Source organism: Stenotrophomonas sp. CS3K5, from assembly GCF_059515225.1.
Window position 1 is genome coordinate 507,066 of sequence record NZ_JCAKRX010000002.1, and the last position, 23,347, is coordinate 530,412.

The 23,347-nt window shown below is 67.6% G+C and carries 25 protein-coding genes; all 25 read left to right on the plus strand.

Translation table 11 applies throughout. The annotated features are described in order from the left end of the window. Positions 1 to 37 precede the first annotated feature (37 nt). The 25 genes from AC5YGJ_RS04895 to AC5YGJ_RS05015 all read left to right on the plus strand — a co-directional run bounded on the left by AC5YGJ_RS04895 (position 38) and on the right by AC5YGJ_RS05015 (position 23,291). Complete coding sequence (locus AC5YGJ_RS04895) at positions 38 to 1,216, plus strand: flagellin (protein WP_496185926.1); 1,179 nt, start codon at positions 38 to 40, stop codon at positions 1,214 to 1,216. Between the two features lie 442 nt (positions 1,217 to 1,658). Continuing rightward, complete coding sequence (gene fliD / locus AC5YGJ_RS04900; RefSeq protein WP_107230463.1) at positions 1,659 to 3,077, plus strand: flagellar filament capping protein FliD; 1,419 nt, start codon at positions 1,659 to 1,661, stop codon at positions 3,075 to 3,077. Positions 3,078 to 3,205: 128 nt separating this feature from the next. Next, entirely contained in the window at positions 3,206 to 3,622 is a 417-nt protein-coding gene (gene fliS / locus AC5YGJ_RS04905) for a flagellar export chaperone FliS (protein WP_249844070.1), read from the plus strand. Continuing rightward, entirely contained in the window at positions 3,619 to 3,912 is a 294-nt protein-coding gene (locus tag AC5YGJ_RS04910) for a hypothetical protein (protein ID WP_249844071.1), read from the plus strand. Before fliS ends, AC5YGJ_RS04910 begins: the two co-directional genes overlap by 4 nt. Then, entirely contained in the window at positions 3,909 to 4,487 is a 579-nt protein-coding gene (locus tag AC5YGJ_RS04915; RefSeq protein ID WP_107230460.1) for a PilZ domain-containing protein, read from the plus strand. The genes AC5YGJ_RS04910 and AC5YGJ_RS04915 overlap by 4 nt, the downstream gene beginning before the upstream one ends. A 91-nt stretch (positions 4,488 to 4,578) precedes the next feature. After that, a complete protein-coding gene (locus AC5YGJ_RS04920; RefSeq protein ID WP_005413261.1) occupies positions 4,579 to 5,211 on the plus strand; it encodes a response regulator in 633 nt (210 codons plus the stop codon). Positions 5,212 to 5,642: 431 nt separating this feature from the next. After that, the gene (gene rpoN, locus AC5YGJ_RS04925) at positions 5,643 to 7,052 is read left to right on the plus strand and encodes an RNA polymerase factor sigma-54 (RefSeq protein ID WP_496185927.1); all 1,410 of its coding nucleotides are present in this window, start codon (positions 5,643 to 5,645) and stop codon (positions 7,050 to 7,052) included. A gap of 14 nt (positions 7,053 to 7,066) precedes the next feature. Beyond that, complete coding sequence (locus AC5YGJ_RS04930; protein ID WP_010485922.1) at positions 7,067 to 7,444, plus strand: response regulator; 378 nt, start codon at positions 7,067 to 7,069, stop codon at positions 7,442 to 7,444. Continuing rightward, on the plus strand, positions 7,441 to 8,946 hold the full coding sequence (locus AC5YGJ_RS04935) for a sigma-54 dependent transcriptional regulator (RefSeq protein WP_496185928.1): 1,506 nt from the start codon (positions 7,441 to 7,443) through the stop codon (positions 8,944 to 8,946). Before AC5YGJ_RS04930 ends, AC5YGJ_RS04935 begins: the two co-directional genes overlap by 4 nt. Positions 8,947 to 9,131: 185 nt before the next feature. Continuing rightward, positions 9,132 to 9,548, plus strand: a complete 417-nt coding sequence (locus AC5YGJ_RS04940; protein WP_496185929.1) for a hypothetical protein — start codon at positions 9,132 to 9,134, stop codon at positions 9,546 to 9,548. A gap of 290 nt (positions 9,549 to 9,838) precedes the next feature. Next, positions 9,839 to 10,204: a flagellar hook-basal body complex protein FliE gene (fliE, locus tag AC5YGJ_RS04945; RefSeq protein WP_496185930.1), complete on the plus strand. Its 366-nt coding sequence runs from the start codon at positions 9,839 to 9,841 to the stop codon at positions 10,202 to 10,204. A 13-nt stretch (positions 10,205 to 10,217) separates the two neighbouring features. After that, positions 10,218 to 11,864 (plus strand): flagellar basal-body MS-ring/collar protein FliF, encoded by a 1,647-nt coding sequence (gene fliF, locus AC5YGJ_RS04950; protein ID WP_107230454.1) that lies wholly within the window; start codon positions 10,218 to 10,220, stop codon positions 11,862 to 11,864. Positions 11,865 to 11,871: 7 nt separating this feature from the next. After that, a complete protein-coding gene (fliG, locus tag AC5YGJ_RS04955; RefSeq protein WP_057496445.1) occupies positions 11,872 to 12,858 on the plus strand; it encodes a flagellar motor switch protein FliG in 987 nt (328 codons plus the stop codon). Then, the gene (locus AC5YGJ_RS04960; protein ID WP_249844076.1) at positions 12,855 to 13,496 is read left to right on the plus strand and encodes a FliH/SctL family protein; all 642 of its coding nucleotides are present in this window, start codon (positions 12,855 to 12,857) and stop codon (positions 13,494 to 13,496) included. Before fliG ends, AC5YGJ_RS04960 begins: the two co-directional genes overlap by 4 nt. After that, a complete protein-coding gene (locus AC5YGJ_RS04965) occupies positions 13,493 to 14,878 on the plus strand; it encodes a FliI/YscN family ATPase (protein ID WP_249844077.1) in 1,386 nt (461 codons plus the stop codon). Before AC5YGJ_RS04960 ends, AC5YGJ_RS04965 begins: the two co-directional genes overlap by 4 nt. Before the next feature lie 3 nt (positions 14,879 to 14,881). Then, the gene (fliJ, locus tag AC5YGJ_RS04970; RefSeq protein WP_107230451.1) at positions 14,882 to 15,349 is read left to right on the plus strand and encodes a flagellar export protein FliJ; all 468 of its coding nucleotides are present in this window, start codon (positions 14,882 to 14,884) and stop codon (positions 15,347 to 15,349) included. Next, positions 15,349 to 16,521 carry a flagellar hook-length control protein FliK gene (locus AC5YGJ_RS04975; protein ID WP_496185931.1) on the plus strand — a complete coding sequence of 391 codons (1,173 nt, stop codon included), beginning with the start codon at positions 15,349 to 15,351 and terminating at the stop codon, positions 16,519 to 16,521. Before fliJ ends, AC5YGJ_RS04975 begins: the two co-directional genes overlap by 1 nt. A gap of 162 nt (positions 16,522 to 16,683) precedes the next feature. Further along, positions 16,684 to 17,199 (plus strand): flagellar basal body-associated FliL family protein, encoded by a 516-nt coding sequence (locus AC5YGJ_RS04980; protein ID WP_107230449.1) that lies wholly within the window; start codon positions 16,684 to 16,686, stop codon positions 17,197 to 17,199. A 10-nt stretch (positions 17,200 to 17,209) separates the two neighbouring features. Then, entirely contained in the window at positions 17,210 to 18,214 is a 1,005-nt protein-coding gene (gene fliM / locus AC5YGJ_RS04985) for a flagellar motor switch protein FliM (protein ID WP_057496435.1), read from the plus strand. Then, entirely contained in the window at positions 18,211 to 18,546 is a 336-nt protein-coding gene (fliN, locus tag AC5YGJ_RS04990; protein ID WP_005409543.1) for a flagellar motor switch protein FliN, read from the plus strand. The genes fliM and fliN overlap by 4 nt, the downstream gene beginning before the upstream one ends. Beyond that, positions 18,543 to 18,950 (plus strand): flagellar biosynthetic protein FliO, encoded by a 408-nt coding sequence (gene fliO, locus AC5YGJ_RS04995; RefSeq protein ID WP_249844080.1) that lies wholly within the window; start codon positions 18,543 to 18,545, stop codon positions 18,948 to 18,950. The genes fliN and fliO overlap by 4 nt, the downstream gene beginning before the upstream one ends. Before the next feature lies 1 nt (position 18,951). Beyond that, positions 18,952 to 19,731: a flagellar type III secretion system pore protein FliP gene (fliP, locus tag AC5YGJ_RS05000; RefSeq protein ID WP_409461374.1), complete on the plus strand. Its 780-nt coding sequence runs from the start codon at positions 18,952 to 18,954 to the stop codon at positions 19,729 to 19,731. A gap of 84 nt (positions 19,732 to 19,815) precedes the next feature. Further along, the gene (locus AC5YGJ_RS05005) at positions 19,816 to 20,085 is read left to right on the plus strand and encodes a flagellar biosynthetic protein FliQ (RefSeq protein WP_005413254.1); all 270 of its coding nucleotides are present in this window, start codon (positions 19,816 to 19,818) and stop codon (positions 20,083 to 20,085) included. A gap of 13 nt (positions 20,086 to 20,098) precedes the next feature. Beyond that, on the plus strand, positions 20,099 to 20,890 hold the full coding sequence (fliR, locus tag AC5YGJ_RS05010; protein WP_309339540.1) for a flagellar biosynthetic protein FliR: 792 nt from the start codon (positions 20,099 to 20,101) through the stop codon (positions 20,888 to 20,890). 265 nt (positions 20,891 to 21,155) lie between these two features. Then, positions 21,156 to 23,291, plus strand: a complete 2,136-nt coding sequence (locus AC5YGJ_RS05015; protein ID WP_496185932.1) for a putative bifunctional diguanylate cyclase/phosphodiesterase — start codon at positions 21,156 to 21,158, stop codon at positions 23,289 to 23,291. Positions 23,292 to 23,347 lie beyond the last annotated feature (56 nt).

Consider the following 23,347-nt stretch of genomic DNA (forward strand, 5'->3'; position numbering starts at 1 on the left):
CTGAAACACGTTCCACCTCCGCCAAAGGAAAAGCACCATGGCACAAGTCATCAACACCAATACGATGTCGCTGAACGCTCAGCGCAACCTGAGCACCAGCGGCAGCTCGCTGGCCACCACCATCCAGCGCCTGTCCTCCGGTTCGCGCATCAACAGCGCCAAGGACGACGCCGCCGGTCTGGCGATCTCCGAGCGCTTCGGCACGCAGATCCGCGGTACCGACGTGGCCATCCGCAATGCCAACGACGGCATCTCGCTGGCCCAGGTCGCCGAAGGTTCGCTGACCGAAATCGGCAACAACCTGCAGCGCGTCCGCGAGCTGTCGGTGCAGGCGTCCAACGCCACCAACTCGGCCAGCGACCGCAAGGCCCTGCAGGCCGAAGTGACCCAGCTGGTCAGCGAAATCGACCGCGTGGCCAAGCAGTCCGATTTCAACGGCACCAAGCTGCTGGACGGCTCGTTCTCCAGCCAGCTGTTCCAGGTCGGCGCCAACGCCGGCCAGGCCATCGCCATCGACAAGACCATCGACGCCAAGGCCGGCTCGCTGGGCACCTCGACCTTCGCCAGCGGTGCAACCGCTGCGCTGGCCGCCAGCACCGACGGCGCCCGTTTCTCCGGCACCGTGATGGGCGTTGACATCGGCACCGTCGAAGTCAAGGCCGGTGCCACCACCGCCGATGCCTCCAAGGCCGTGGCCACCGCCATCAACGCCAAGATCGGCGAAGCCGGCATCTACGCTGAAGCCAATGCCGACGGCACGCTGAAGCTGAGCTCGGTGAAGGAAGGCAAGGCCGTGGCCGCTGCCGACATCGCGCTGATGCGCAGCGATTTCGATGGCACCGCCAAGACCTGGGGTACCGCAGCCGCCGCCGGTACCTACACCGCTGGTGCCGATACCGCCGCCAACGTGCAGAAGCTGGACGTGAGCACCGTGCTCGGCGCACAGCAGGCACTGGAAGTGGTCGACAAGGCCCTGGGTGCGATCAACAGCACCCGCGCCGACCTCGGTGCGATCCAGAACCGCTTCACCTCGGTGGTGGCCAACCTGCAGACCTCGTCGGAAAACCTGTCCTCCTCGCGTAGCCGCATCAAGGACACCGACTTTGCCAAGGAAACCGCCGAGCTGACCCGCACCCAGATCCTGCAGCAGGCCGGTACGGCCATGCTGGCCCAGGCCAACCAGGTGCCGCAGGGCGTGCTCAGCCTGCTGCGCTGATCCACGGCAAGAAGGCGCCGCTACCGTCGAAGTGAATCGACGGTAGCGGCAACCTGGAAGCCAGGGTACTCGAAGGCGCGGGCCATGCCCGGCCCGGGAATCGTCCCGAACCGGCTTGGCATCGCCCGCCCCTGCGGACCTCTCTTTCAGCGCTGTACTCTTGACTGTACGTACCGGGCGGCTTCGTCTCCCCCCGATTGTCAGTAGCCTGATCCCTCCCCTGCTTTGGGGGAGGGTTTTTTGCAGACCCCCGGCAGCCTGCGGTGAACCCACCCGCACCCTGCCCCATCCCTCCTGCAACCTGCGTGCCAGAGCCCGCCGCCAGAGCGTTGGCACGGCGCATGCATCAACGAAGTCCTCAAGACCCAGCGGCGCAGGCCGCTATTTTCGTTGACGACGGGCCACTGCACCGCGGCCAGGCCCGGATACCAGGAGAAACGACGTGGCAGACTTTGGATACGGTGGCATTGGCTCGGGACTGAACATCTCGGACATCGTCAACCAGCTGGTCGCGGCAGACCGCAAGCCCGCCGACAATGCGCTGAACCTGCAGCAGTCCAAGACCAAGATGCAGTTGTCGTCGATCGGCACCGTCACCTCGGCCTTCGACAAGCTGAAGACCGCGCTGACCGCGCTGAAGGCCACCACCGCCTTCGACACCCGCACCGTGACCGCCTCGGGCAAGGCCGGCCTCAACAATGCCGAGGACGTGCTGACCGCCTCGGTGGCGCTGTACGACCTGGGCACGACCAAGGCCGCCGCCTCCAATGGCACGCACATCGTCGATGTGACTTCGCTGGCCACCGCCCACAAGCTGATCGCCGACACCTCGGTGCCGAAAACCGACACCTTCGGTGCCGGGACCTTGACGCTGACCGTCGGTGTCGGTGACAAGGCCAAGACCATGAACGTGGAGGTGGAAGACGGCGATACGCTGACCACCATCCGCAACAAGATCGATGCCGCAGGCCGCAAGGAAGGCGTACAGGCCACGCTGATCACCTCCGGTGACAACCAGTACCTGTCGATCGCCCAGGAAAAGACCGGTGCCGCCAACGCCATCAAGCTCGAGTACGGCGGCAGCGACCCGAAGCTGGGCGCACTGGTCGGCAGCCTGAAGCAGAACACCCCAGCCGCCGATGCCGAACTGACCATCGATGGCGTCAAGGTGGTCAGCGCCAGCAACACCGTGGCCGATGCCGTTCCGGGCCTTACCCTGAACCTGAAGGTGCCCGGCAAGAGCACCGTGGTGATCAGCACCGACACCACTGCGGCGACCAAGGTGATGCAGGAGTTCGTGACCGCCTACAACGCGGCGATCGCGGCGATCAACTCCGAAACCAAGTACGACGCCAAGACCAAGGAAGCATCGGCCCTGACCGGCGATGCCCAGATGCGCGGTGCCTCCAGCCAGCTGCGATCGGTGATGGCCGGCGTGCTGAAGGAGCTTTCCGCCTCCGGGCTGGACCCGAAGGCGATCGGCCTGCAGACCCGCGGCTACCCCAATGCCGACGGCAGCCTGGTGCTGGATACCACCAAGTTCGCAGCCACCCTGGCCGCCCAGCCGGAGAAGGTGCGCCAGGCGATTACCGGTGACACCGGCGGCGCTGGCCAGCTGTACTCGCTGGTGGACGGCTACGTGAGCACCACGGTCGGCAAGGAAGGCGCCTTTGTTGCACGCACCAAGGGCCTGAACACCACCCTGGACAACATCGACAAGCGTCGCAAGGACCTGGACACGCGCATGAAGAGCGTGGAAGAGCGCTACAAGAAGCAGTTCATCGCGCTGGACAGCCTGATGGGCAAGCTGCAGCAGAGCAACACCGCACTGCAGCAGCAGCTGGCGCAGTTGAATCGCTGACAACGCGTGTGCAGCGCTCAAGTTTGGCGCGCAACGCACCGATAACGGACGCAACAGCAATCATCGCCGGGCCGTCGGCTGCGATCACCCTGATCGCCCGGCGGCGCCCAGCGCAAGGAGAATCACGAATGTACGGTTCCAGCCGTCAGTACGCCGAGCAATACCGCCAGGTGGGTGTAACCAGCGCGGTCGCCGATGCCGATCCGCACAAGCTGGTGGCGATGCTGCTGGCCGGCGCGCTGGAGCGCGTGCGCCGCGCCCTGGCCAGCCTGGAACGCGGCGACCAGGCCGGCAAGGGCAAGGCGATCGGCGAAGTCTGTGCGATCGTCGGCCACCTCAACGGCTCGCTCGATCATGAGGCCGGTGGCGAGATCGCCGCCAATCTGTCCTCGCTCTACGACTACGTGCTGCAGCGCCTCACCGAAGCCAACCTGCACAATGACCGTGCCGCGCTGGACGAGGCTCTGCAGCTGCTCGGCGAGATCGACAGCGCCTGGAACGCGATTCCGCAGGAACAGCGCCGCCCGGCCGCGGTGGCACCATGAGCCTGCACGAACTGCACGCACAGCTGGATGCCTTCGAGAAGGCGCTGGGCGAAGACACGCTCGACCAGGCCGACAGCCTGCTCGATGGCCACGACAGCACCCTGCATGCCCTGCTCAGCCAACCGCTGACCGCGGCCGACCACGCCCCGCTCACGGCACTGTTCGAACGCCAGCAGAACCTGCTGGGCCTGCTGCGCCAGCGCCGCGATGCGGTGGCTGCACTGATGAACGATGGCCAGCGCTCTCTTCGCGCGGCGCATGCCTACCTGCAGGCAGAATCGCTGGTATGACCCTGCTGCCCACCACCTCGCTGCATCATCCGGCCGAGAGCGAACTGTTCGACGAGACCCTGAGCTGCGAGCTGGCCCTGCCGGCCGAGTTCCAGGCCGGCAGCGCGGCGGGCCGTACCAGCAGCGCCGAAGGGCTGCTGCGCAGCCTGGCGCTGGTGGAGGACAGCCGCATCGACGAGCACGAAGAACGCAGCGAAGCCAGCCTGCAGCTGCAGCGCGTGGAAGCCAAGCTCGACCTGGCGATGGTGCTGCTGGGCCGCCTGGTGCGCCAGCAGGGCCAGGAACTCACGCTGCGCCCGGTGCGCTGGTCACGCCGCGGCATCCGCCTCCAGCTCGGCCCACGCAGTGGCGCCAGCGCGGGTCAGGCCGGTGTGGTCCGCCTGCAACCCAGCGACTGGTTGCCCGATCACATCGACCTGCCGGTGGAAGTGGTGGCCGAAGCCGCCGACGGCAGTGGTGGGCATTTCCTGTGGCTGCGCTTCCAACGGCTGGGCGATGGCCTGGAGATGGCCATGGAGCGGCACCTGTTCCGCCTGCACCGCCGGCAGGTGGCCGAGGCGCGTCGCGCCCGTTGAATCGTGCCTGCGGGCGCGCGAAGGTCAACCCTTGGCGCGCCCGTTCAGCTAAGCTAAGGTGGGCTCCCCTGGACGGATCTGCTGCGTGCCTGTGCGAGTTCTCATCGTCGACGATCACACCCTCGTCCGTGCCGGCTTGGCGCGGCTGCTGCAGGGGTTTGCCGACGTGCAGCTGGTCGCTGAGGCCAGCAACGCCGAGCAGGCACTGCAGCTGGCCCTGCAGCACGCACCGGACGTGGTGCTGATGGACCTGTCGCTGCCCGGCCGGACCGGCCTTGAGGCGCTCAGCGATATCCGCCTGCGTGCCCCTGGCACCCGGGTGGTGATGATGACCATGCACGACGACGCCGCCCATGTCCGCGATGCGTTGGATCGCGGCGCGGTGGGTTTTGTGGTCAAGGACGCGGCGCCGCAGGAGCTTGAGCTGGCGCTGCGCGCCGCACATGCCGGCCAGGTGTTCCTGAGCCCGCAGATCTCGGCCAAGATGCTGGCACCGATGCTCGGCCGCGAGAAGCCCACCGGCATCGCCGCATTGTCACCGCGCCAGCGCGAGATCCTGCGCCGCATCGGCAAGGGTGAGAGCAACAAGGAAATCGCCGCCGACCTGGGCATCAGCGTCAAGACCGTGGAGACCCATCGTGCGCGCATGATGGAATCACTGGGCTGCCGCCGCGCCAATGATCTGCTGCTGCTGGCCGCGCGCCACCAGCACGAGCTGGAGTGATCTGCGCCAGCGTTGGTCGGCGGAAAAATGCCCGGTAGAGTCGACTGTCAGTCCACTTGCGCGCGGAGCGCGGGATGTTTGCTGGGGCCGTTGGACAGCAGTCGACTAACAGTCGACTCTACCGTCGGTCGGCTCTACCGTCGGTCGGCTCTCCCAACGCGCGACACCCTGCATTGGCGACGAAATCCCGTCACCCCGACGCGCCCCGACAGGAATCCGTACGCCGCCCACAGCGGATCCGGCGCCATCTCCACGGCGAATCAATGACTTGGCGGCGACCTTCGTCAATATCCCGCGCCCTTGTAGGGAGTTTCCCTACACGCTGTCGGGGCAACCACCAAACCCCTCAGGAACTCCCCGATTCCGCCTGCGCCGGATGAAAAGCAAGATGCGTTCCACAAGGCGCCGGGGAGCGGTGCCGGGGAACCACGATGAAGGCTGCACTCTCGACCCAGCTGGGCCAACAACTTCACCTCACCCCGCAGCTGCTGCAGTCGATCCGGCTGCTGCAGCTCGATGGCCTGCACCTGGAACAGGAAATCCAACGCCTGTTGGACTCCAACCCGCTGCTGGAGATCGAAGAGGCCGAAGCGCCCGCCGCCGACGCCAACGATGCCAGCGCCACCACGCTCGACACCGCTGCCTTCGACGAACTGCCCGAGTCGTCGATGTGGGATGTCACCGGCGCCAGCTGGCAGGACGGTGACGATGACCGCATGGCGCGCATCGCCGCAGGCGAATCGAGCGATCCGCAGCTGCGCGTGCTGCAGCGCCTGTCGCTGGACATGGACGATCGCCAGCTGGCGGTGGCGGCGTTCTGGTTGGACCATTGCGACGAGGCCGGCTATCTGCAGGCACCGCTGGACCAGCTGCATCTGCTGGCCAGTGCACAGTTCGATATCGCCGCCGACGGCGTGGAAGCCATCCGCCAGCAGCTGCTGCACGGCGAGCCGGCCGGCATGGCCGCGCAGGATCTGCGCGAGGGCCTGTTGGCGCAGCTGCGCAGCCTGCATGGCGTGGTGCCTGCGCGGCACCTGGCCGCACGCATCCTGGACGGCGCACTGGACGCGCTGGCCGCGCATGACTACCCCGCCCTCGCCCGCCAGCACGACGCCGAGATCGACGACGTGCGCGAGGCGGTGCGCCTGATCCTCTCGCTGCAACCGCGCCCGGGCGACAGCCTGCTGCCCGAGCGCAACGCCGTGGTGGTACCGGACGTGGTCGCCTGGCATGCCGACAATCAATGGAAGGTGGCGCTGAACCCGGCCACCAGCCGCCGCGTCTCGATCAACAGCCAGTACGAACAGGCGCTGGCCGACAGCAGCGAGGCCGCCCCAGCGCTGCGCGAGATGCTGCAGGAAGCGCGTTGGTTCAGCCGCGGCCTGTCGATGCGCTATGACACGCTGCTGCGCACCGCGCGGGTGATCGTCGAGCGCCAGGCCGCGTTCCTGGTGCGTGGCGAGGAAGCCATGGCGCCGCTGACCCTGAAGGAAGTGGCTGAGGAGATCGGCATGCACGAGTCCACGGTCTCGCGCATCACCACCGGCAAGTTCCTGCAGACCCCGCGCGGCACCTTCGAACTGAAGCACTTCTTCGCCGTGCGCCTGGAAGGTGCCAGCGTCTCCGGCCAGGCGGTCAAGGCCATGGTCCGGCGCCTGATCGACGCCGAGCCGGCCGGCCGGCCGCTGGCTGACGAGGCCATCGCCGGCCTGTTGTCGCGCCAGGGGGTGAACATTGCACGCCGAACCGTCGCAAAATACCGAGAACAACTGGATATCGCCCCGGCCCGCGAACGGCGCCGGCTCAGCGCCAGGCAACCGCAGCTGGCCCGGGTGGGCTGAAAAGGATGTTGGACATGAACAAGCTCACGGTCCTGCTGGTCGATGACCACGAGGGCTTCATCAATGCGGCGATGCGTCATTTCCGCAAGATCGACTGGCTGCAGATCGTCGGCAGCGCCGGCAACGGCCTGGAAGCCATCGAACGTTCGGAGACGCTGCGCCCGCAGGTGGTGCTGATGGACCTGGCCATGCCGGAAATGGGCGGCCTGCAGGCCACCCGCCTGATCAAGTCCCAGGACGATGCCCCCTACATCGTGATCGCCAGCCACTTCGACGACGCCGAGCACCGCGAACACGCACTGCGCGCCGGCGCCGACAATTTCGTCAGCAAGCTGTCCTACATCCAGGAAGTCATGCCGATCCTGGAAGGCCTCAGGGAGGATCGATCGTGAGCGAATCGCGCATCCTTGTACTGGACAACGACGCCGTGCGCGCCGAGCGCACCGTTGCCCTGCTGGAATTCATGGACTTTAATCCGCGCTGGGTCTCCGACGCGGCCGACTTCGACCTGGGCCGGCAGCGCCAGAACGACTGGATGGCGGTGATCGTCGGCAGCCTGGACGACAGTGCCGCCAGCACGGCGCTGTACCACTGGCTGGGTGGCAGCAGCCTGCCGCCACCGGTGCTGCTGGCCGATGGTGATGCCGCTGCCTTCGCGCAGCTGCATGGCCTGCACGAAGCCAACATCTGGCCGCTGGACACGCCACTGCGTCACGCGCAGATGGAAGCCCTGCTGCGCCGCGCCAGCCTCAAGCGCCTGGATGCCGAGCACCATGCCGGTGCCGTGCAGGACCAGGGACCGACCGGCAATGGCCCGGCCGTTACCGAACTGCGCACCATGATCGAGCAGGTGGCCGCGTTCGATACCACCGTGCTGGTGCTCGGCGAATCGGGCACCGGCAAGGAAGTGGTCTCGCGTGCGATCCACCAGCGCTCGCCGCGTCGTGATGGCCCGTTCGTGGCGATCAACTGCGGCGCCATTCCGGCCGACCTGCTGGAAAGCGAACTGTTCGGCCATGAGAAGGGCGCTTTCACCGGCGCATTGACCGCACGCAAGGGCCGTTTCGAAATGGCCGAGGGCGGCACCCTCCTGCTGGATGAAATCGGCGACATGAGCCTTCCGATGCAGGTCAAGCTGCTGCGCGTGCTGCAGGAACGCAGCTTCGAGCGGGTGGGCGGCAACCAGACCATCCGCTGCAATGTGCGCGTGGTCGCCGCGACCCATCGCAACCTGGAAACCCGCATTGCCGAGGGCAAGTTCCGCGAGGATCTGTTCTACCGCCTGAACGTGTTCCCGATCGACGTGCCGGCCCTGCGCGAACGTCGCGAAGACCTGCCCGCGCTGGTGGAAACCATCGCCGCGCAGCTGGCCCGCACCGGCCGTGGCGAAGTGCGCTTCACCGCGGAGGCCCTGCAGGCCCTGGCCGGATACGAATGGCCGGGCAACGTGCGCGAACTGACCAATCTGGTCGAGCGCCTGGCGGTGCTGCATCCGGGCGGGTCGGTGCGCGTGCAGGACCTGCCGGCCCGCTACCGTGGCGATACCGCACTGGCTGTCGCCCCGGCTGCGGCTCCGGCGCCGTCGGTGGCCAGTGAAGAACGCCTGGACCTGCGCAGCTTCTCGTTCCACACCCCGGGCAGCGGCAACCAACCGGCACTGGAACACGGGATTGCCGTCAATCGCCCGGCGGCGCCCGCAGCGCTGCCCGACGACGGCCTGGACCTGCGCAACCACATGGCCAACATCGAACTGGGCCTGATCAACGAAGCACTGGAACGCACCCAGGGCGTGGTCGCCCACGCCGCCCAGCTGCTCGGCCTGCGCCGCACCACCCTTGTGGAGAAGCTGCGCAAGTACGGCATCGAACGCGAGCAGGCCGAACTGGCCAGCTGAACCGCGTTGCCAGCATGAAGGGGGCACCAACGCCCGGGCTTGCCCGGGCGTTGGTGTTTCCAGAATCCGGGGTCAGATCCCTTTCCTGCGGAAAGGGATCTGACCCCATTGCATTTGCAGGTTTTCCTAAAGACAACGCAGCCGCGATGCGGAGCATGGCAGGAACACTCCAAGGAGGTTCCATCGTGCAACGCCTTACCCTGCTCACCGCCCTGCTCTGCCCAGCCCTGGCTGGCGCCGCCGACTGCACCCTGCCCACCACGCTGGACCAGCGTCAGTTCACCAACCTCAGCGACCCGCTGTACGCGCCGGACAACCCCAACGCCGGGCGCATGGTGCAGGTCAGCTTTGCCGGCAGCCAGTACGTGCTGGATGTCCTCGGCACCGACCTGCGCATCGTCGGCAGCTACCGCTACCAGCGCCTGGCCCCACACATCGCAGAGATCCGGATGAGCGAAAGCCACCCGGCCGGCGTCGCCCACTACACCCTGCTGCTGACCTGCCTGAGCGATCGCCAGGGCCGCTTCATCTACACCCAGCACGACGGCCCCATCCCACCGCGCCAGCGCCAGAATTCCGGCCACTGGACCCTGCACCCTTAGGCCAGAAAACCGACGCCGGTTAAATGGCGCCACGGAGGGGGGGCGTGAGCCGCATGGATGCGGCGATCGAGCCTCCATGGACGGATTTACGGCGTCCCCCGCAACCGGACCCACCCCGCCCCCCTCAGTAGACCGGCTTTTGACGTTGACATTGATTCGGCAGGGCGCGGGGTGCAACCCCGCAAAACACACCCCCACCCTCACTTCACTGAATCGAAAACCGGTTTCGGCACGGCACTTGCACCTGCTCCAGCAGACAACCCCATCCCCTGTTTCTGGAACCGTTGCAGATGTCCCACTCCGTCACGTCGATCCTTTCGCAGATCCGCTCCTATCAGACCCAGATGGGACAGCCGGCGCTCAACCCGCTGGCCGAAGCGCCGCGCAGCAATGCCCTGCCGGGAGCGGTCCTGGATGCCCCGCAGGCGCAGCCGGCCAGCTTCACCGACACCCTGCGCGGTGCGATCGCGGGCGTCAACGATGCGCAGCAGAAATCCGGCGCGCTGGCCAAGGCCTTCGAACTGGGCGACCCCAGCGCCGACCTGGCCAAGGTGATGGTCGCCTCACAGCAGTCCCAGATCGCCTTCCGCGCCACCGTGGAAGTCCGCAACCGTCTCGTCCAGGCCTACCAGGACGTGATGAACATGCCGCTGTAAGGAACGTTGACGCATGGCACTGACGCTTTCCAAGGACAGCCTGAACGCCGAGAAGGCCGGGCAATGGTTCGACCGCCTGCAGAGCCTGCAGATCACCCGTCGGCTGGGCCTGATGGCGATGATCGCCGTGGCGGTGGCGGCGGGCCTGGCCGTGTTCTTCTGGTCGCAGAAGCCGGGCATGGTGCCGCTCTACACCGGCCTGGACCAGAAGGCCACTGCTGAAGCCACCGACCTGCTGCGCGCCGCGCAGATTCCGTTCGCCCTCGATCCGGCCACCGGTGGCATCACCGTGCCGGAAAAGAACCTGCACGATGCCCGCCTGAAGCTGGCGGGCTCGGGCTTGACCGACAGTGGCAAGCTGGGCTTCGAGCTGATGGAACGCGACCCCGGCTTCGGCGTCAGCCAGTTCGTGGAAAGCGCCCGCTACCAGCACGCGCTGGAAACCGAGCTGTCGCGCACCATCAACACGCTGCGCCCGGTGCGCGACTCGCGCGTGCACCTGGCCATTCCCAAGCCCAGCGCCTTTACCCGCCAGCGCGACGTGGCCAGTGCCTCGGTCACCCTGGAACTGCGCGGTGGCCAGCAGCTGGAACGCAGCCAGGTCGATGCCATCGTGCACATGGTGGCGGCCAGCATTCCCGACCTGGCCCCGGAACGGGTGACCGTGGTCGACCAGAGCGGGCGCATGCTCAGCGTCAGCGATCCGAACAGCGAGGCGGCCGTCAACGCCGCCCAGTTCGAGCAGGTGCGCCGCCAGGAAACCTCGTTCAACCAGCGCATCCGCGAACTGCTGGAACCGATGACCGGCCCCGGCCGCGTCAATCCGGAAGTGAGCGTGGACATGGACTTCTCGGTGACCGAGGAAGCCCGCGAACTCTACAACGGTGAACCGCAGAAGCTGCGCAGCGAGCAGATGAGCGAGAACACCACCAGCACCCCGGGCCCGCAGGGCGTACCGGGCGCGACCAGCAACAGCCCGCCGGGCCAGCAGGCCGCGCCCGCCACCGCGCAGGCGCCGACCGAAAGCAGCAAGAACGCTACCCGCAACTACGAGCTGGACCGCACCCTGCAGCACACCCGGCAGCCGGCCGGGCGCATCAAGCGTGTCTCGGTGGCAGTGCTGGTGGACAACGTGCCGCGCGCTGGTGCCAACGGCAAGGTGAGCCCACAGCCGCTGTCGGCCGCCGAACTGACCCGCGTTGAAGCCCTGGTCAAGCAGGCGGTCGGCTTCAACGCCGAGCGCGGCGACACCGTGTCGGTGATGAATGCCCCGTTTGTGCGCGACACCACGCCGGTGGAAGGCCCGGCCTGGTGGGAGCTGCCCTGGGTGCACGATGCCGGGCGCATGCTGCTGGGCGCCGTGGTGGTACTGGCGCTGCTGTTCGGCGTACTGCGCCCGGCGCTGCGTGCGATCACCGGCCAGGGCAAGAAGAACGAGAACCAGGCACTGGAGCCGCACACCGCGGACGTGCAGCTGGTGGACGACGATGGCCTCCCGCTGCCGGCACTGGGCGCGGACCGGGCCAGCCTGGGAGGGCCGGATGCGCTGGCCCTGCCGGTGGACTCTTACGAGGAACGACTGCGGATGGCGCGTGAAGCCGTGAAGACCGACTCCAAGCGTGTGGCCCAGGTGGTCAAGGGTTGGGTGGCCAATGACTGAGCCGCAATTGACCGGCGTGCAGCGCGCGGCCGTGCTGCTGCTGTCCCTGGGTGAGCTGGACGCAGCCGAAGTGCTGCGCCACATGGAGCCCAAGGAAGTGCAGAAGATCGGCATCGCCATGGCCACCATGACCGACATCACCCGCGAGCAGGTAGAGCGTGTGATGGACCAGTTCGGCCAGGAACTGGGCTCGAAGACCTCGCTGGGCGTGGGCTCGGATGACTACATCCGCAACATGCTGGTGCAGGCGCTGGGCAGCGAAAAGGCCGGCAATCTGATCGACCGCATCCTGCTCGGCCGCAACACCACCGGCCTGGACGCGCTGAAGTGGATGGACCCGCGTGCGGTGGCCGACCTGGTGCGCAACGAGCACCCGCAGATCATCGCCATCGTGATGGCCCACCTGGAAACCGACCAGGCCGCCGACGCGCTGAAGCTGCTGCCCGACCGCACCCGCGTGGACGTGCTGCTGCGCATCGCCACCCTCGACGGCATTCCGCCGAACGCACTCAATGAGCTCAACGAGATCATGGAGCGCCAGTTCGCCGGCAACCAGAACCTGAAGTCGTCCAACATCGGCGGCGTGCAGTGTGCGGCCAACATCCTCAACTTCATGGACAGCGGCCAGGACCAGGCGATCCTGGGCGAGATCGCGCGCATCGATGCGCCGCTCAGTGGCCGCATCCAGGACCTGATGTTCGTGTTCGACGATCTGGTCGACCTGGACGACCGCGAGATGCAGCTGGTGCTGCGTGAGGTGAGCGGCGAGCGGCTGGGCCTGGCCCTGCGTGGTGCCGACATCAAGGTACGCGACAAGATCACCCGCAACATGTCCCAGCGCGCGGCCGAGATTCTGCTGGAGGACATGGAAGCCCGTGGCCCGGTGCGCCTGTCCGACGTGGAAGGCGCGCAGCGCGAGATCCTGGCCATCGTCAAGCGCATGGCCGATGAAGGCACCGTCACCATCGGTGGCAGTGCGGAGGCCATGCTGTGAGCAACGTCGTGCGCTGGCTTGCCCCGGATCTGCTGGCCCGGCCCGAACCGGTGCTGGACCAGGAAGATGCCTTCGAGCTGACCGAACCGGATCCGGACCACGCACCGGAACCACCACTGCAGCTGCCCACGCTGGAGGAAATCCAGGCCATCCAGGACAGCGCCGAGAAGGAAGGCTTCGAGCACGGCCACGCCGAAGGCTATGGCCAGGGCCAGGCCGAGATCCGCCGGCTTGCCGCGCAGATCGAAGGCATCCTGGACAACTTCAGCCGCCCGCTGGTGCGCCTGGAAAACGAAGTGGTCGGCGCACTGGGCGAACTCGCGGTGCGCATCGCCGGTGCATTGGTCGGCCGCGCCTACGAGGCCGAGCCGGCGCTGCTGGCGCAACTGGTCGGTGAAGCCATCGATGCCGTCGGTGGCAGCAGCCGCGAAGTGGAAGTACGGTTGCACCCGGACGATATCGCCGCCCTCGCCCCCCTGCTCAGCCTGTCCCCGCAGCAGCGTCTGGTGCCCGACACCAGCCTCAGCCGCGGTGACCTGCGCGTGCACGCCGAAGCCGTGCGCATTGACGGCACCCTGGAAGCGCGCCTGCGCGGCGCACTGGACGCGGTGATCCGCCAGACGGGAGCCAGCGCATGACGCCCGAACCCCTGCCGTCCCCGCCGCCAGCCGACTGGGCGGTCGCACGCAACCTGCGCCTGGCCCGGCGCCTGGAAGGACTGCGCGTGGATACCACCCATGGCCGCGGCCTGATCCGTGAGGGCGTGCTGCGCCGCGCGGTCGGGCTGACGCTCGAAGCGGTCGGCTGCGAAGCGCCGCTGGGCGCCAGCTGCAAGGTGGAAGTGGTCGATGGCGGTTGGGTCGACGCCGAAGTGGTTGGCTTCGCCGGCGAACGTACCTACCTCATGCCCAGCGCCGAACTGCACGGCCTGCTGCCCAATGCACGCGTGGTGCCCTCGGCCCGCCGTGGCGGCGTGGAAGTGGGCGAAGGCCTGCTTGGCCGCGTCATCGACAGCGATGGCGTGCCGCTGGATGGCAAGGGTCCGATCCGCGCCGAAGGCCATGTCGGCATGGCCGGCGTGTCGATCAATCCGCTGGCCCGCGAGCCGATCACCCAGCCGCTGGACGTCGGCGTGCGCGCGATCAACGCGCTGCTGCCGATCGGTCGTGGCCAGCGTGTCGGCCTGTTCGCCGGCTCCGGCGTCGGCAAATCGACGCTGCTGGGCATGATGACCCGCTACACCGCCGCCGACGTGATCGTGGTCGGGCTGATCGGTGAACGAGGCCGCGAAGTGCGCGACTTCGTCGAAACCACGCTGGGCGAAGAAGGCCTGCGTCGCGCGGTGGTGGTGGCCAGCCCCGCCGACCGGCCGCCGCTGGCGCGCCTGCACGGTGCCTACCGCGCCACCGCCATCGCCGAATGGTTCCGCGACCAGGGCCTGAACGTCCTGCTGCTGATGGATTCGCTGACCCGCTTTGCCCAGGCGCAGCGCGAGATCGGCCTGTCGGTGGGCGAACCGCCGACCACCCGCGGCTATCCGCCATCGGTGTTTGCCAAGCTGCCGGCGCTGGTCGAACGGGCCGGCAACGGGGCCAAGGGCCGCGGTTCGATCACCGCGTTCTACACCGTGCTGACCGAGGGCGACGACCCGCAGGATCCGATTGCCGATGCTGCGCGCGCGATCCTTGACGGCCATATCCTGCTGTCGCGCCGCGTGGCCGACAGTGGCCTGTACCCGGCCATCGACGTCGAATCGTCGGTCAGCCGCGTGGTCACCGAAATCGCCGACGAGCCGTGGCGCCTGCGCATCCGCAAGCTGAAGCGGCTGGTCTCGGCCTACTCGGCCAACCGCGACCTGATTGCCATCGGCGCCTACCAGCGCGGCAACGATGCGGCCACCGACGAAGCTCTGGAACGCTGGCCGGAAATCATGGAATTCCTCGGCCAGGACGTTGCCAAGGCCGCAGATCTCCCGCATAGCCAGGCGGCACTGCAGCGCCTGGTGGAACATGAGAGTTAAGGCATGAACCAGTCCAAGCGCATCGACCCCCTGCTCAAGCGGGCCCAGGAACATGAGGACGCGGTGGCCCGTGACCTGGCCGAGCGCCAGCGCGTGCTCGACACCCACCTATCGCGACTGGACGAACTGCGCCGCTACGCCGAGGAGTACGCCAACGCACAGATGGCGGCCACCAGCCCGGCGCAGCTGCTCAATCGCCGCGCCTTCCTCGACCGGCTGGACAGTGCGGTGGAACAGCAGCAGGCCACCGTCAACGGCAATCGCGAAAAAGTGGAAGCCGAGCGTGCGCGGCTGATCCTGGCCAGCCGCGACAAGGCCGTGCTCGAGCAGCTGGCCGCCAGCTATCGTGCACAGGAAAAGGTGGTGACCGACCGCCGCGACCAGCGCGAGATGGACGATATCGGTGCCCGCCGTGCACGCCTGGTGCAGAACGAAGACCAGGACGGCAGTGAACAGGGAGGTCGCCCGTGATGCCTACCGCGCTTTCCGGCAGCGCCAGCGCTTCCACCTCGGCCACCGGCACCGCGGCGGGCCGTGGCCCGCGCAATGAAAGCAGCAAGGATTTCAGCCAGCTGCTGCAGGGCGGCCCCGCGCCATCGGCGCCGGCGAGGGCAGGCGATACCGCCTCCGCACCGAGCACGTCCGCATCGGGCCAGGCAGCGACCTCGGATGGCAACGGGCGTACGCGCAACGAGCGCACCGCAGAACCCGACGCGGCTGGCAGTGAACCGGCGACGGCGCCGCCGTTGCCGCCGGGCACGGCCGAGCCCTCCCCCGACAAGGACAAGGCACTGGCCAGCGACGACGCGCCGTGGCCCCCGCTGGGTCTGGCCGGGCTGGTGCTGGCCGTCGCGGTTCCGGTTGATCCGGCAACCGCCCTGCCCACCGCCCCCGCCGCCGTTGCCAGCAGCGGTAGCACATTGCCCGACACCGCAGTGCCGGCCACCACGCCGGCCTTGCCGATCGCCCCCACTGCCGGTGCACCGGCAGCGGCCACCGCGAGCACAACCGCCGCGCCCACCGCCGACGATGCCGGCGCCTTGCCCTTGCCGGAGCTGGTCCTGCCTGGCAGCAAGCGCGGTGAGCAGGGCGACGGCAGCGACCTGACCGCGATCGGCGACCGTGCCGCGACGCCGCTGCTGCATGCCCCCACCCCTGCGGCGCTGCAGGAACTGAAGTCGGCGCTTGCCACCGGTACTGCCATCTTCAACGGTGAACCGACGCCGAAGCCGGTACTGGGCGACGATGGTTTCGACCAGGCCATCGGCACACGCCTGGGCTGGCTGGCCGACCAGAAGATCGGCCATGCCCATATCCGGCTCAGCCCGGATGACATGGGCCCGGTGGACGTGCGCCTTCAGCTCAACGGCGACAAGGTGCACGCCAGCTTCAGCAGCCCGCACGTGGATGTGCGCCAGGCGCTGGAAAGCAGCCTGCCGCGCCTGCGCGAACTGCTGGGCGAACAGGGCTTCCAGCTGGCCCATGCCGATGTCGGTCATCAATCACCGGGCGGTGACGGTCAAGCGTCGGGGCAGGCCGGCAGCGGCGGCATGATGGGTGACGGAGAACCGTCGCCGGGCGACGCCGGGATGTCGTCCGCGCAGATGATCCGCCAGCGCGGGTTGCTGGACGCCTACGCCTGACAGGCGTGCCAACCAAGGTTGGCACCCACCAGAACAACGGTAGCGCCGGGCCATGCCCGGCGGAACGCCGGGAACCCGACGGAAATCCGTCGCACCCCTCGCCCCCGCCTTCGGCACACCCCTTGCATATCCCGGTGAAGCAACCCTCAGGAGCTTCACCCCGTGGCCGCAGCCGCTGACAAAACCAAGAAGACCGCCGAGAAGGACAAGGCCGCCAAGCCGCGCAGTCCGATCCTGATCACCGCCTTGGTGGCCGTACTGGCCGCCGCAGCCGCCGGTGGCGGCGTCTGGTTCTTCACCCAGTCCAAGCATGAAGAGAAGGCCGCGCAGGCCCCGAAGAAAGCTGCTGCGCCTGCGCCGGCCCAGTACTTCGCGCTGGATCCGGCCTTCGTGGTCAACCTCAATGGCCCGGTTGACGGTCCGCGCTACCTGCAGCTGGAAGTGCAGCTGATGACCCGCGATCCGGCCGCGCTGGAAGCGATCAAGACCCATGCGCCGGCCATCCGTGCACGGCTGCTGATGCTGTTCTCGCAGGTCAGCCCCGACCAGATCGCCGACATCGCCGGCAAGCAGAAGCTGCAGGCCGCCTCGCTGGCCGAAGTGCAGAAAGTGCTCAAGGCCGAGACCGGCAGCAACGGCGCCGACGATCTGCTGTTCACCAGCTTCGTGACCCAGTAAGGGCCCACCGATGAATGACCTGCTGTCCCAGGACGAGATCGATGCCCTGCTCCACGGTGTGGACAGTGGCGCGGTCGAGACCGATGCGGAACCGCCTTCGGGCGAGGCACGTTCGTACGATTTCGCCAGCCAGGACCGCATCATCCGCGGTCGCATGCCCACCCTGGAGATGGTTCATGAGCGCTTCGCGCGCCTGTGGCGCATCGGCCTGTTCAACCTGATCCGTCGCTCGGCTGAACTGTCGGTGCGCGGCATCGAGCTGATCAAGTTCAACGACTACATGCACTCGCTGTATGTGCCGACCAACCTGAACCTGATCCGCTTCAAGCCGCTGCGTGGCACCGGCCTGATCGTGTTCGAACCGACCCTGGTGTTTGCCATCGTCGACAACTTCTTCGGCGGCGACGGGCGCTACCCCACCCGCATCGAAGGCCGCGAGTTCACCGCCACCGAAATGCGGGTGATCCACCTGCTGCTCAAGCAGACATTCGCCGATCTGCGCGAAGCCTGGGCACCAGTGATGGATGTCGACTTCGAGTACATCAACTCGGAAATCAATCCGCACTTCGCCAACATCGTGACGCCGCGCGAGTACGTGGTGGTCTGCCGCCTGCACGTCGAGCTTGACGGCGGCGGCGGCGACATCCACGTCACCCTGCCCTATTCGATGCTCGAGCCGATCCGCGAGCTGCTCGATGCCGGCATCCAGAGCGACCGCAACGACCGCGACGAGAGCTGGGGCCAGACCCTGCGCGAACAGCTCAACGTCGCCGAGGTGACCCTGTCCAGCGTGCTGGCCAGCAAGCGCATGACCCTGCGTGACCTGACCCAGCTGAAAGTCGGCGACATCCTGCCGATCGAGCTGAGCCCGCAGGTGCCGCTGTGCGTGGAGAACATCCCGGTGTTCACCGGTGAGTTCGGCATCGCCAACGGCATGAACGCGGTGAAGATCACCGCTACCCATCCGCCGGGCACCCGTCCGCGCGTACCCGTCATCCAGGAAGACCCGCAATGAACGATATCGACGCCCTCGAACCCACCCCGGCCCAGTTCAGCAGCCTGCAGGCCGACGAGGCGAACGGCCCGGACCTGAACCTGGACGTGATCCTCGATGTGCCGGTGACCCTGTCGCTGGAAGTGGGGCGCGCGCGCCTGCCGATCCGCAACCTGCTGCAGCTCAACCAGGGCTCGGTGGTGGAACTGGAACGCGGCGCCGGCGAATCGCTGGATGTGTTCGTCAACGGCACCCTGATCGCCCACGGTGAGGTGGTGGTGATCAATGACCGCTTCGGCGTGCGCCTGACCGATGTGGTCAGCCCGAGCGAGCGGATCCGGAGACTGCGTTGATCGCGCTGGCCTCCACCCTGCTGGCGGTCGGCAAGGCCGCCACACCGGTCGGACAGCACGCGGCGGCCGCGCCGAGCCTGTTCGGCGCGGTGCTGGCGCTGCTGGCCGTGCTGGCCCTGGTCGTTGGCCTGGGCTGGCTGCTCAAGCGCATGCCCGGCAGCGGCTTCCGCCCGGCCGAAGGCATGAAGCTGGTGGCCAGCCTGAGCGTGGGCGCCAAGGAACGCGTGGTGGTGGTCGAGGTCAACGGCCAGCAGCTGCTGCTGGGCGTGACTGCCGGCGGCATCAACACCCTGCACACCCTGCCCGAACCGCTGCCGCCCCCGGCGCCGGTGCGCGTGCCGGATTTCAAGAACCTGCCGAATTTCGCCCAGCTGCTGCAGCAGCGGCTGCGCAAGGACCCCTGACATGCGTGTCACCCGTTCCCGTTTCGCCGCGCTGATGCCGTGGCTGATCCTGCTCACCCTGTGCCTGTTGCCGGCGCTGGCCTTCGCCGCGCCCGGCGCGCCGGCCACGCCACTGCCGGACATCAACGTGGGCAAGATCGGCGGTGCGCCGGTCAGCCTGCCGTTGCAGACGCTGCTGCTGATGACGGCGATCACGCTGATCCCGTCGATGCTGCTGGTGCTGACCTCGTTCACCCGCATCATCATCGTGCTGGGCCTGCTGCGGCAGGCGCTGGGCACCGGGCAGACGCCGTCCAACCAGGTGCTGCTGGGCCTGGCCCTGTTCCTCACTGCAATGATCATGCTGCCCACCTGGGACAAAGCCTGGAGCACGGGCATGGCGCCCTACCTCAACGGTGACATCGACTTCCAGACCGCCTGGACGATGACTACCCAGCCGCTGCGTGCGTTCATGCTGGCGCAGATCCGCGAGACCGACCTGATGACCTTTGCCGGCATCGCCGGGCACGGTACCTACGCCAGCCCCGACGCGATTCCGTTCCCGGTGCTGGTCGCCTCGTTCGTCACCAGCGAACTGAAGACCGCCTTCGAGATCGGCTTCCTGATCTTCATTCCGTTCGTGATCATCGATCTGGTGGTGGCCAGCGTGCTGATGTCGATGGGCATGATGATGCTGTCGCCGATGCTGGTCTCGGCCCCGTTCAAGATCCTGCTGTTCGTGCTGGTCGATGGCTGGGTGCTGACCGTGGGCACGCTGGCGGCCAGCTTCAATCCGGCCTGATTCAAGCCCGAAACGACCGTCGAGCATGGCTCGACGCTACATGAGCGTCGCCGGGCACGGCCCGGCGCTATCGATGGAAAGACCATGTCTCCCGAACTTGCCCTGACTGAACTGCGTGGCGGCCTGATCACCGTGTTGTGGGTGGCCGGCCCGCTGCTGCTGACCGTACTGGTGGTGGGCGTGGTGGTCGGCGTGGTGCAGGCCGCGACCCAGCTCAACGAACCGACCATCGCCTTCGTCGCCAAGGCGGCGGCACTGACCGCGGTGCTGTTCGCGCTGGGCAGCCTGCTGATCGGCCACCTGGTCGAGTTCACCACGCTGCTGTTCCAGCGCATCCCGCACCTGATCGGCTAGGACGCACGCCTCGATGGACGCCGCCACCCAGATGGCAGCCGACGGCCTGCAGGCCTTCGGCATGATCGGCACGGTGTTGTGGACGCTGCTGCGCATCGGTGCGGTGGCCATGGCCATGCCCATGGTCGGCACGCGCGCGGTACCGGCGCGGATCCGCGTGATCCTGGCCGCCACCCTGGCCATCGCACTGGCGCCGCTGCTGCCGCCGGTACCGGACTGGACCGGCTTTGACGCGGCCACCGTGCTCACCATTGCCCGCGAGCTGGCCATCGGGGTGGCCATCGGCTTCCTGTTGCGGCTGGTGTTCGAGGCCGGTGCGCTGGCCGGCGAACTGATCGCCCAGGGCACCGGCCTGGCCTTCGCGCAGATGAGCGACCCGCTGCGTGGCGGCACCTCCGGCGTAATCGGACAGTGGTTCTACCTGCTGTTCGGGCTGCTGTTCTTCACCGCCAATGGTCACCTCGCGCTGATCTCGCTGGTGGTGGACAGCTATCGCGCACTGCCGATCGGCACACCGTTGCCCGACCCGCATGCGTTCTTCAGCATCGCCCCGACCTTCCTGCTGACCGTGCTGCGCGGTGCGCTGACGCTGGCCATTCCACTGACGGTGGCGATGTTGGCGGTGAATCTGGCCTTCGGCGTATTGGCCCGTGCCGCGCCGGCGCTCAACCCGATCCAGCTCGGCCTGCCGGTGTCGCTGCTGCTGGGTCTGTTCCTGCTGGCGCTGTTGGCCGGGGAAATGGGCCCGCCGGTCCAACGCCTGTTCGATGCGGCCTTCCAGGCGGCCGACGCGGTCACGCGCTGACCCGCCCTCCTGTACCGTCGACCCATGCCAGTCGAGCATGGCTCAACGCTACAAGGGCAAAGCAAGCCAAGCATCGGCTCTACCCGGGGGCACGAGGGCCGGATTTCACGTCCTGCCGCTTGAAGTCCCCCCGGGTCTGCGCGTTAGAGTGAATACGCGGTGTCCAGGGGGGACACCGCACCTGGCCGGCGCGCCTGCGCGACGGCCTGCCTCACGCATGCCCCACCGTAGTTTCCGTCGACAGGCAGGTCCGGGAGACTGACGAATGCTGGTAGGCACGTACAACCCATGGCTGGTGGCGACCTCACTGCTGGTTGCCGTGATGGCTTCCTATACCGCGCTGGCCATGGCCGGGCGCACCGTCACCGCCCCCGGCAAGGGCGCGGCATGGTGGTGGCGGCTGGGAGGGGGCTTCGCAATGGGCCTGGGCATCTGGTCGATGCATTTCATCGGCATGCTCGCCTTCGATCTGCCCATACCGCTGGGCTACGACCTGCCGATCACCCTGCTCTCGCTCACCCTGGCCATTGCCTCCTCGGTATTCGCACTGTGGCTGGTGTCTCTGCGCACGCTGCCGCATCCACGCCTGGCTGGCGGCGCACTGCTGATGGGCACTGGCATCGCCGGCATGCACTACGTCGGCATGGCCGCCATGCGCATGCAGCCGGGCATCGACTACGACCCCGGCTGGCTGCTGTTCTCGCTGCTGGTGGCGGTGGCCGCTTCCTGGACCGCGTTGTATGTGGCGTTCCGCCTGCGCGCGCAGCGCACCCGGGTTGGAGACCGGCTGGCGGCGGCGGGCATGCTCGGCCTGGCCATCGTTGGCATGCATTACACCGGCATGGCGGCCGCGCGCTTCCCCGAAGGCAGCATCTGCGGCGCGGCGGTGGGTGACGGCCTGCAGAACGATTGGCTGGCGATGCTGGTGGTGGTGCTGACCGTGGCCATCCTGGCCGTGGTGCTGGTGGTGTCCTGGCTGGACCAGCGCGTGGAAGCGCAGCTGCTGCGCCTGCGCAATTCAATGTTGAGCACCTCGCTGACCGATGCGCAGCAGGAACTGACCCAGGCCGCCCTGCACGACCCGTTGACCCGCCTGCCCAACCGCCTGCTGTTGCAGCGGCGCATCGTGCAGGCATTGGCCGAAGCCGAACAGGGCGGCAGCCGCTTCGCGGTGATGTTCATGGACCTGGACGGCTTCAAACAGGTCAATGATGCCTATGGCCACCAGGCCGGCGACGCGCTGCTGGTGGCCGTGGCCGAGCGCACCCGCCAGCTGTTGCGCCCGCATGACCTGCTGGCGCGGCTGGGCGGCGACGAGTTCGTGATGGTGGTGCGAATCGAACACGATGAAGACCTGCCGACCCTGGCCCGACGCATCCTGCAGGCGGTCGGCGGCGGTCCACTGCTGCCGGACAACGAACTGCAGGTCACCGCCAGCATCGGCGTGGCGATCTGCCCGGACCATGCCGCAAGCGAACGCCAGCTGATGGCCTTCGCCGATGCGGCGATGTACCAGGCCAAGGAATCCGGACGCAATGCCTTCGTGCTGTTCGCCGACTGGATGAACGACAGCGCCGAGCAGCAGTTCCGCCTGCTGGCCGACCTGCGCCGCGCGATCGGCAGCGAGCAGCTGTTCCTCCACTACCAGCCCAAGATCCGCGTGGCCACGCAGAAGGTGGCCGGTGCCGAAGCCCTGATCCGCTGGCGTCACCCCGAGCACGGCCTGATTCCACCGGACCGCTTCATCCGCCTGGCCGAGCGCAGCGGTGCGATCAACGAGATCGGCCGCTGGGCGCTGGACCAGGCCTGCCAGCAGCTGCGCCACTGGCATGACGCCGGCCATGACGGCTGGTCGATGTCGGTGAACCTGTCGCCGGTGCAGTTCAGCTCGCCGCATCTGCTGCAGGACGTGCGCGAAGTGATCGAGCGCTACCAGATCATCCCGCGCCATCTGGTGCTGGAAATCACCGAAAGCACGGTGATGCGCGATACCGATACCAGCCTGCGCCTGCTGCAGGCGCTGTCGGCTCTGGGCGTGGGCATTTCCATCGATGATTTCGGGACCGGCTATTCCAGCCTGCTGTACCTGAAGCGGCTGCCGGCCACCGAGATCAAGATCGACCACGCCTTCGTGCGCGACCTGGAACACAGCGCCGAAGACGTGGTGATCGTCTCGGCGATCGTGGCGCTGGGCCACGCACTGGACATGGACATCGTGGCTGAAGGCGTGGAAACCGCCGCCCAGCGCGCCTACCTGGAGCGGCTGGGCTGCGACTACCTGCAGGGCTACCTGCTCGGCCGCCCGGTCGATGCCGCGCGCTTCATGCAGCTGCACGACCTGCCGCGGCCACGGGTGGAGCTGGCGCAGAACCCACCCCCTGGCGACAACGCTCCCTTGTAGCGCCGAGCCTGCGCTCGGCTCCCGCCGGGCATGGCCCGGCGCTACCATCGGGTATC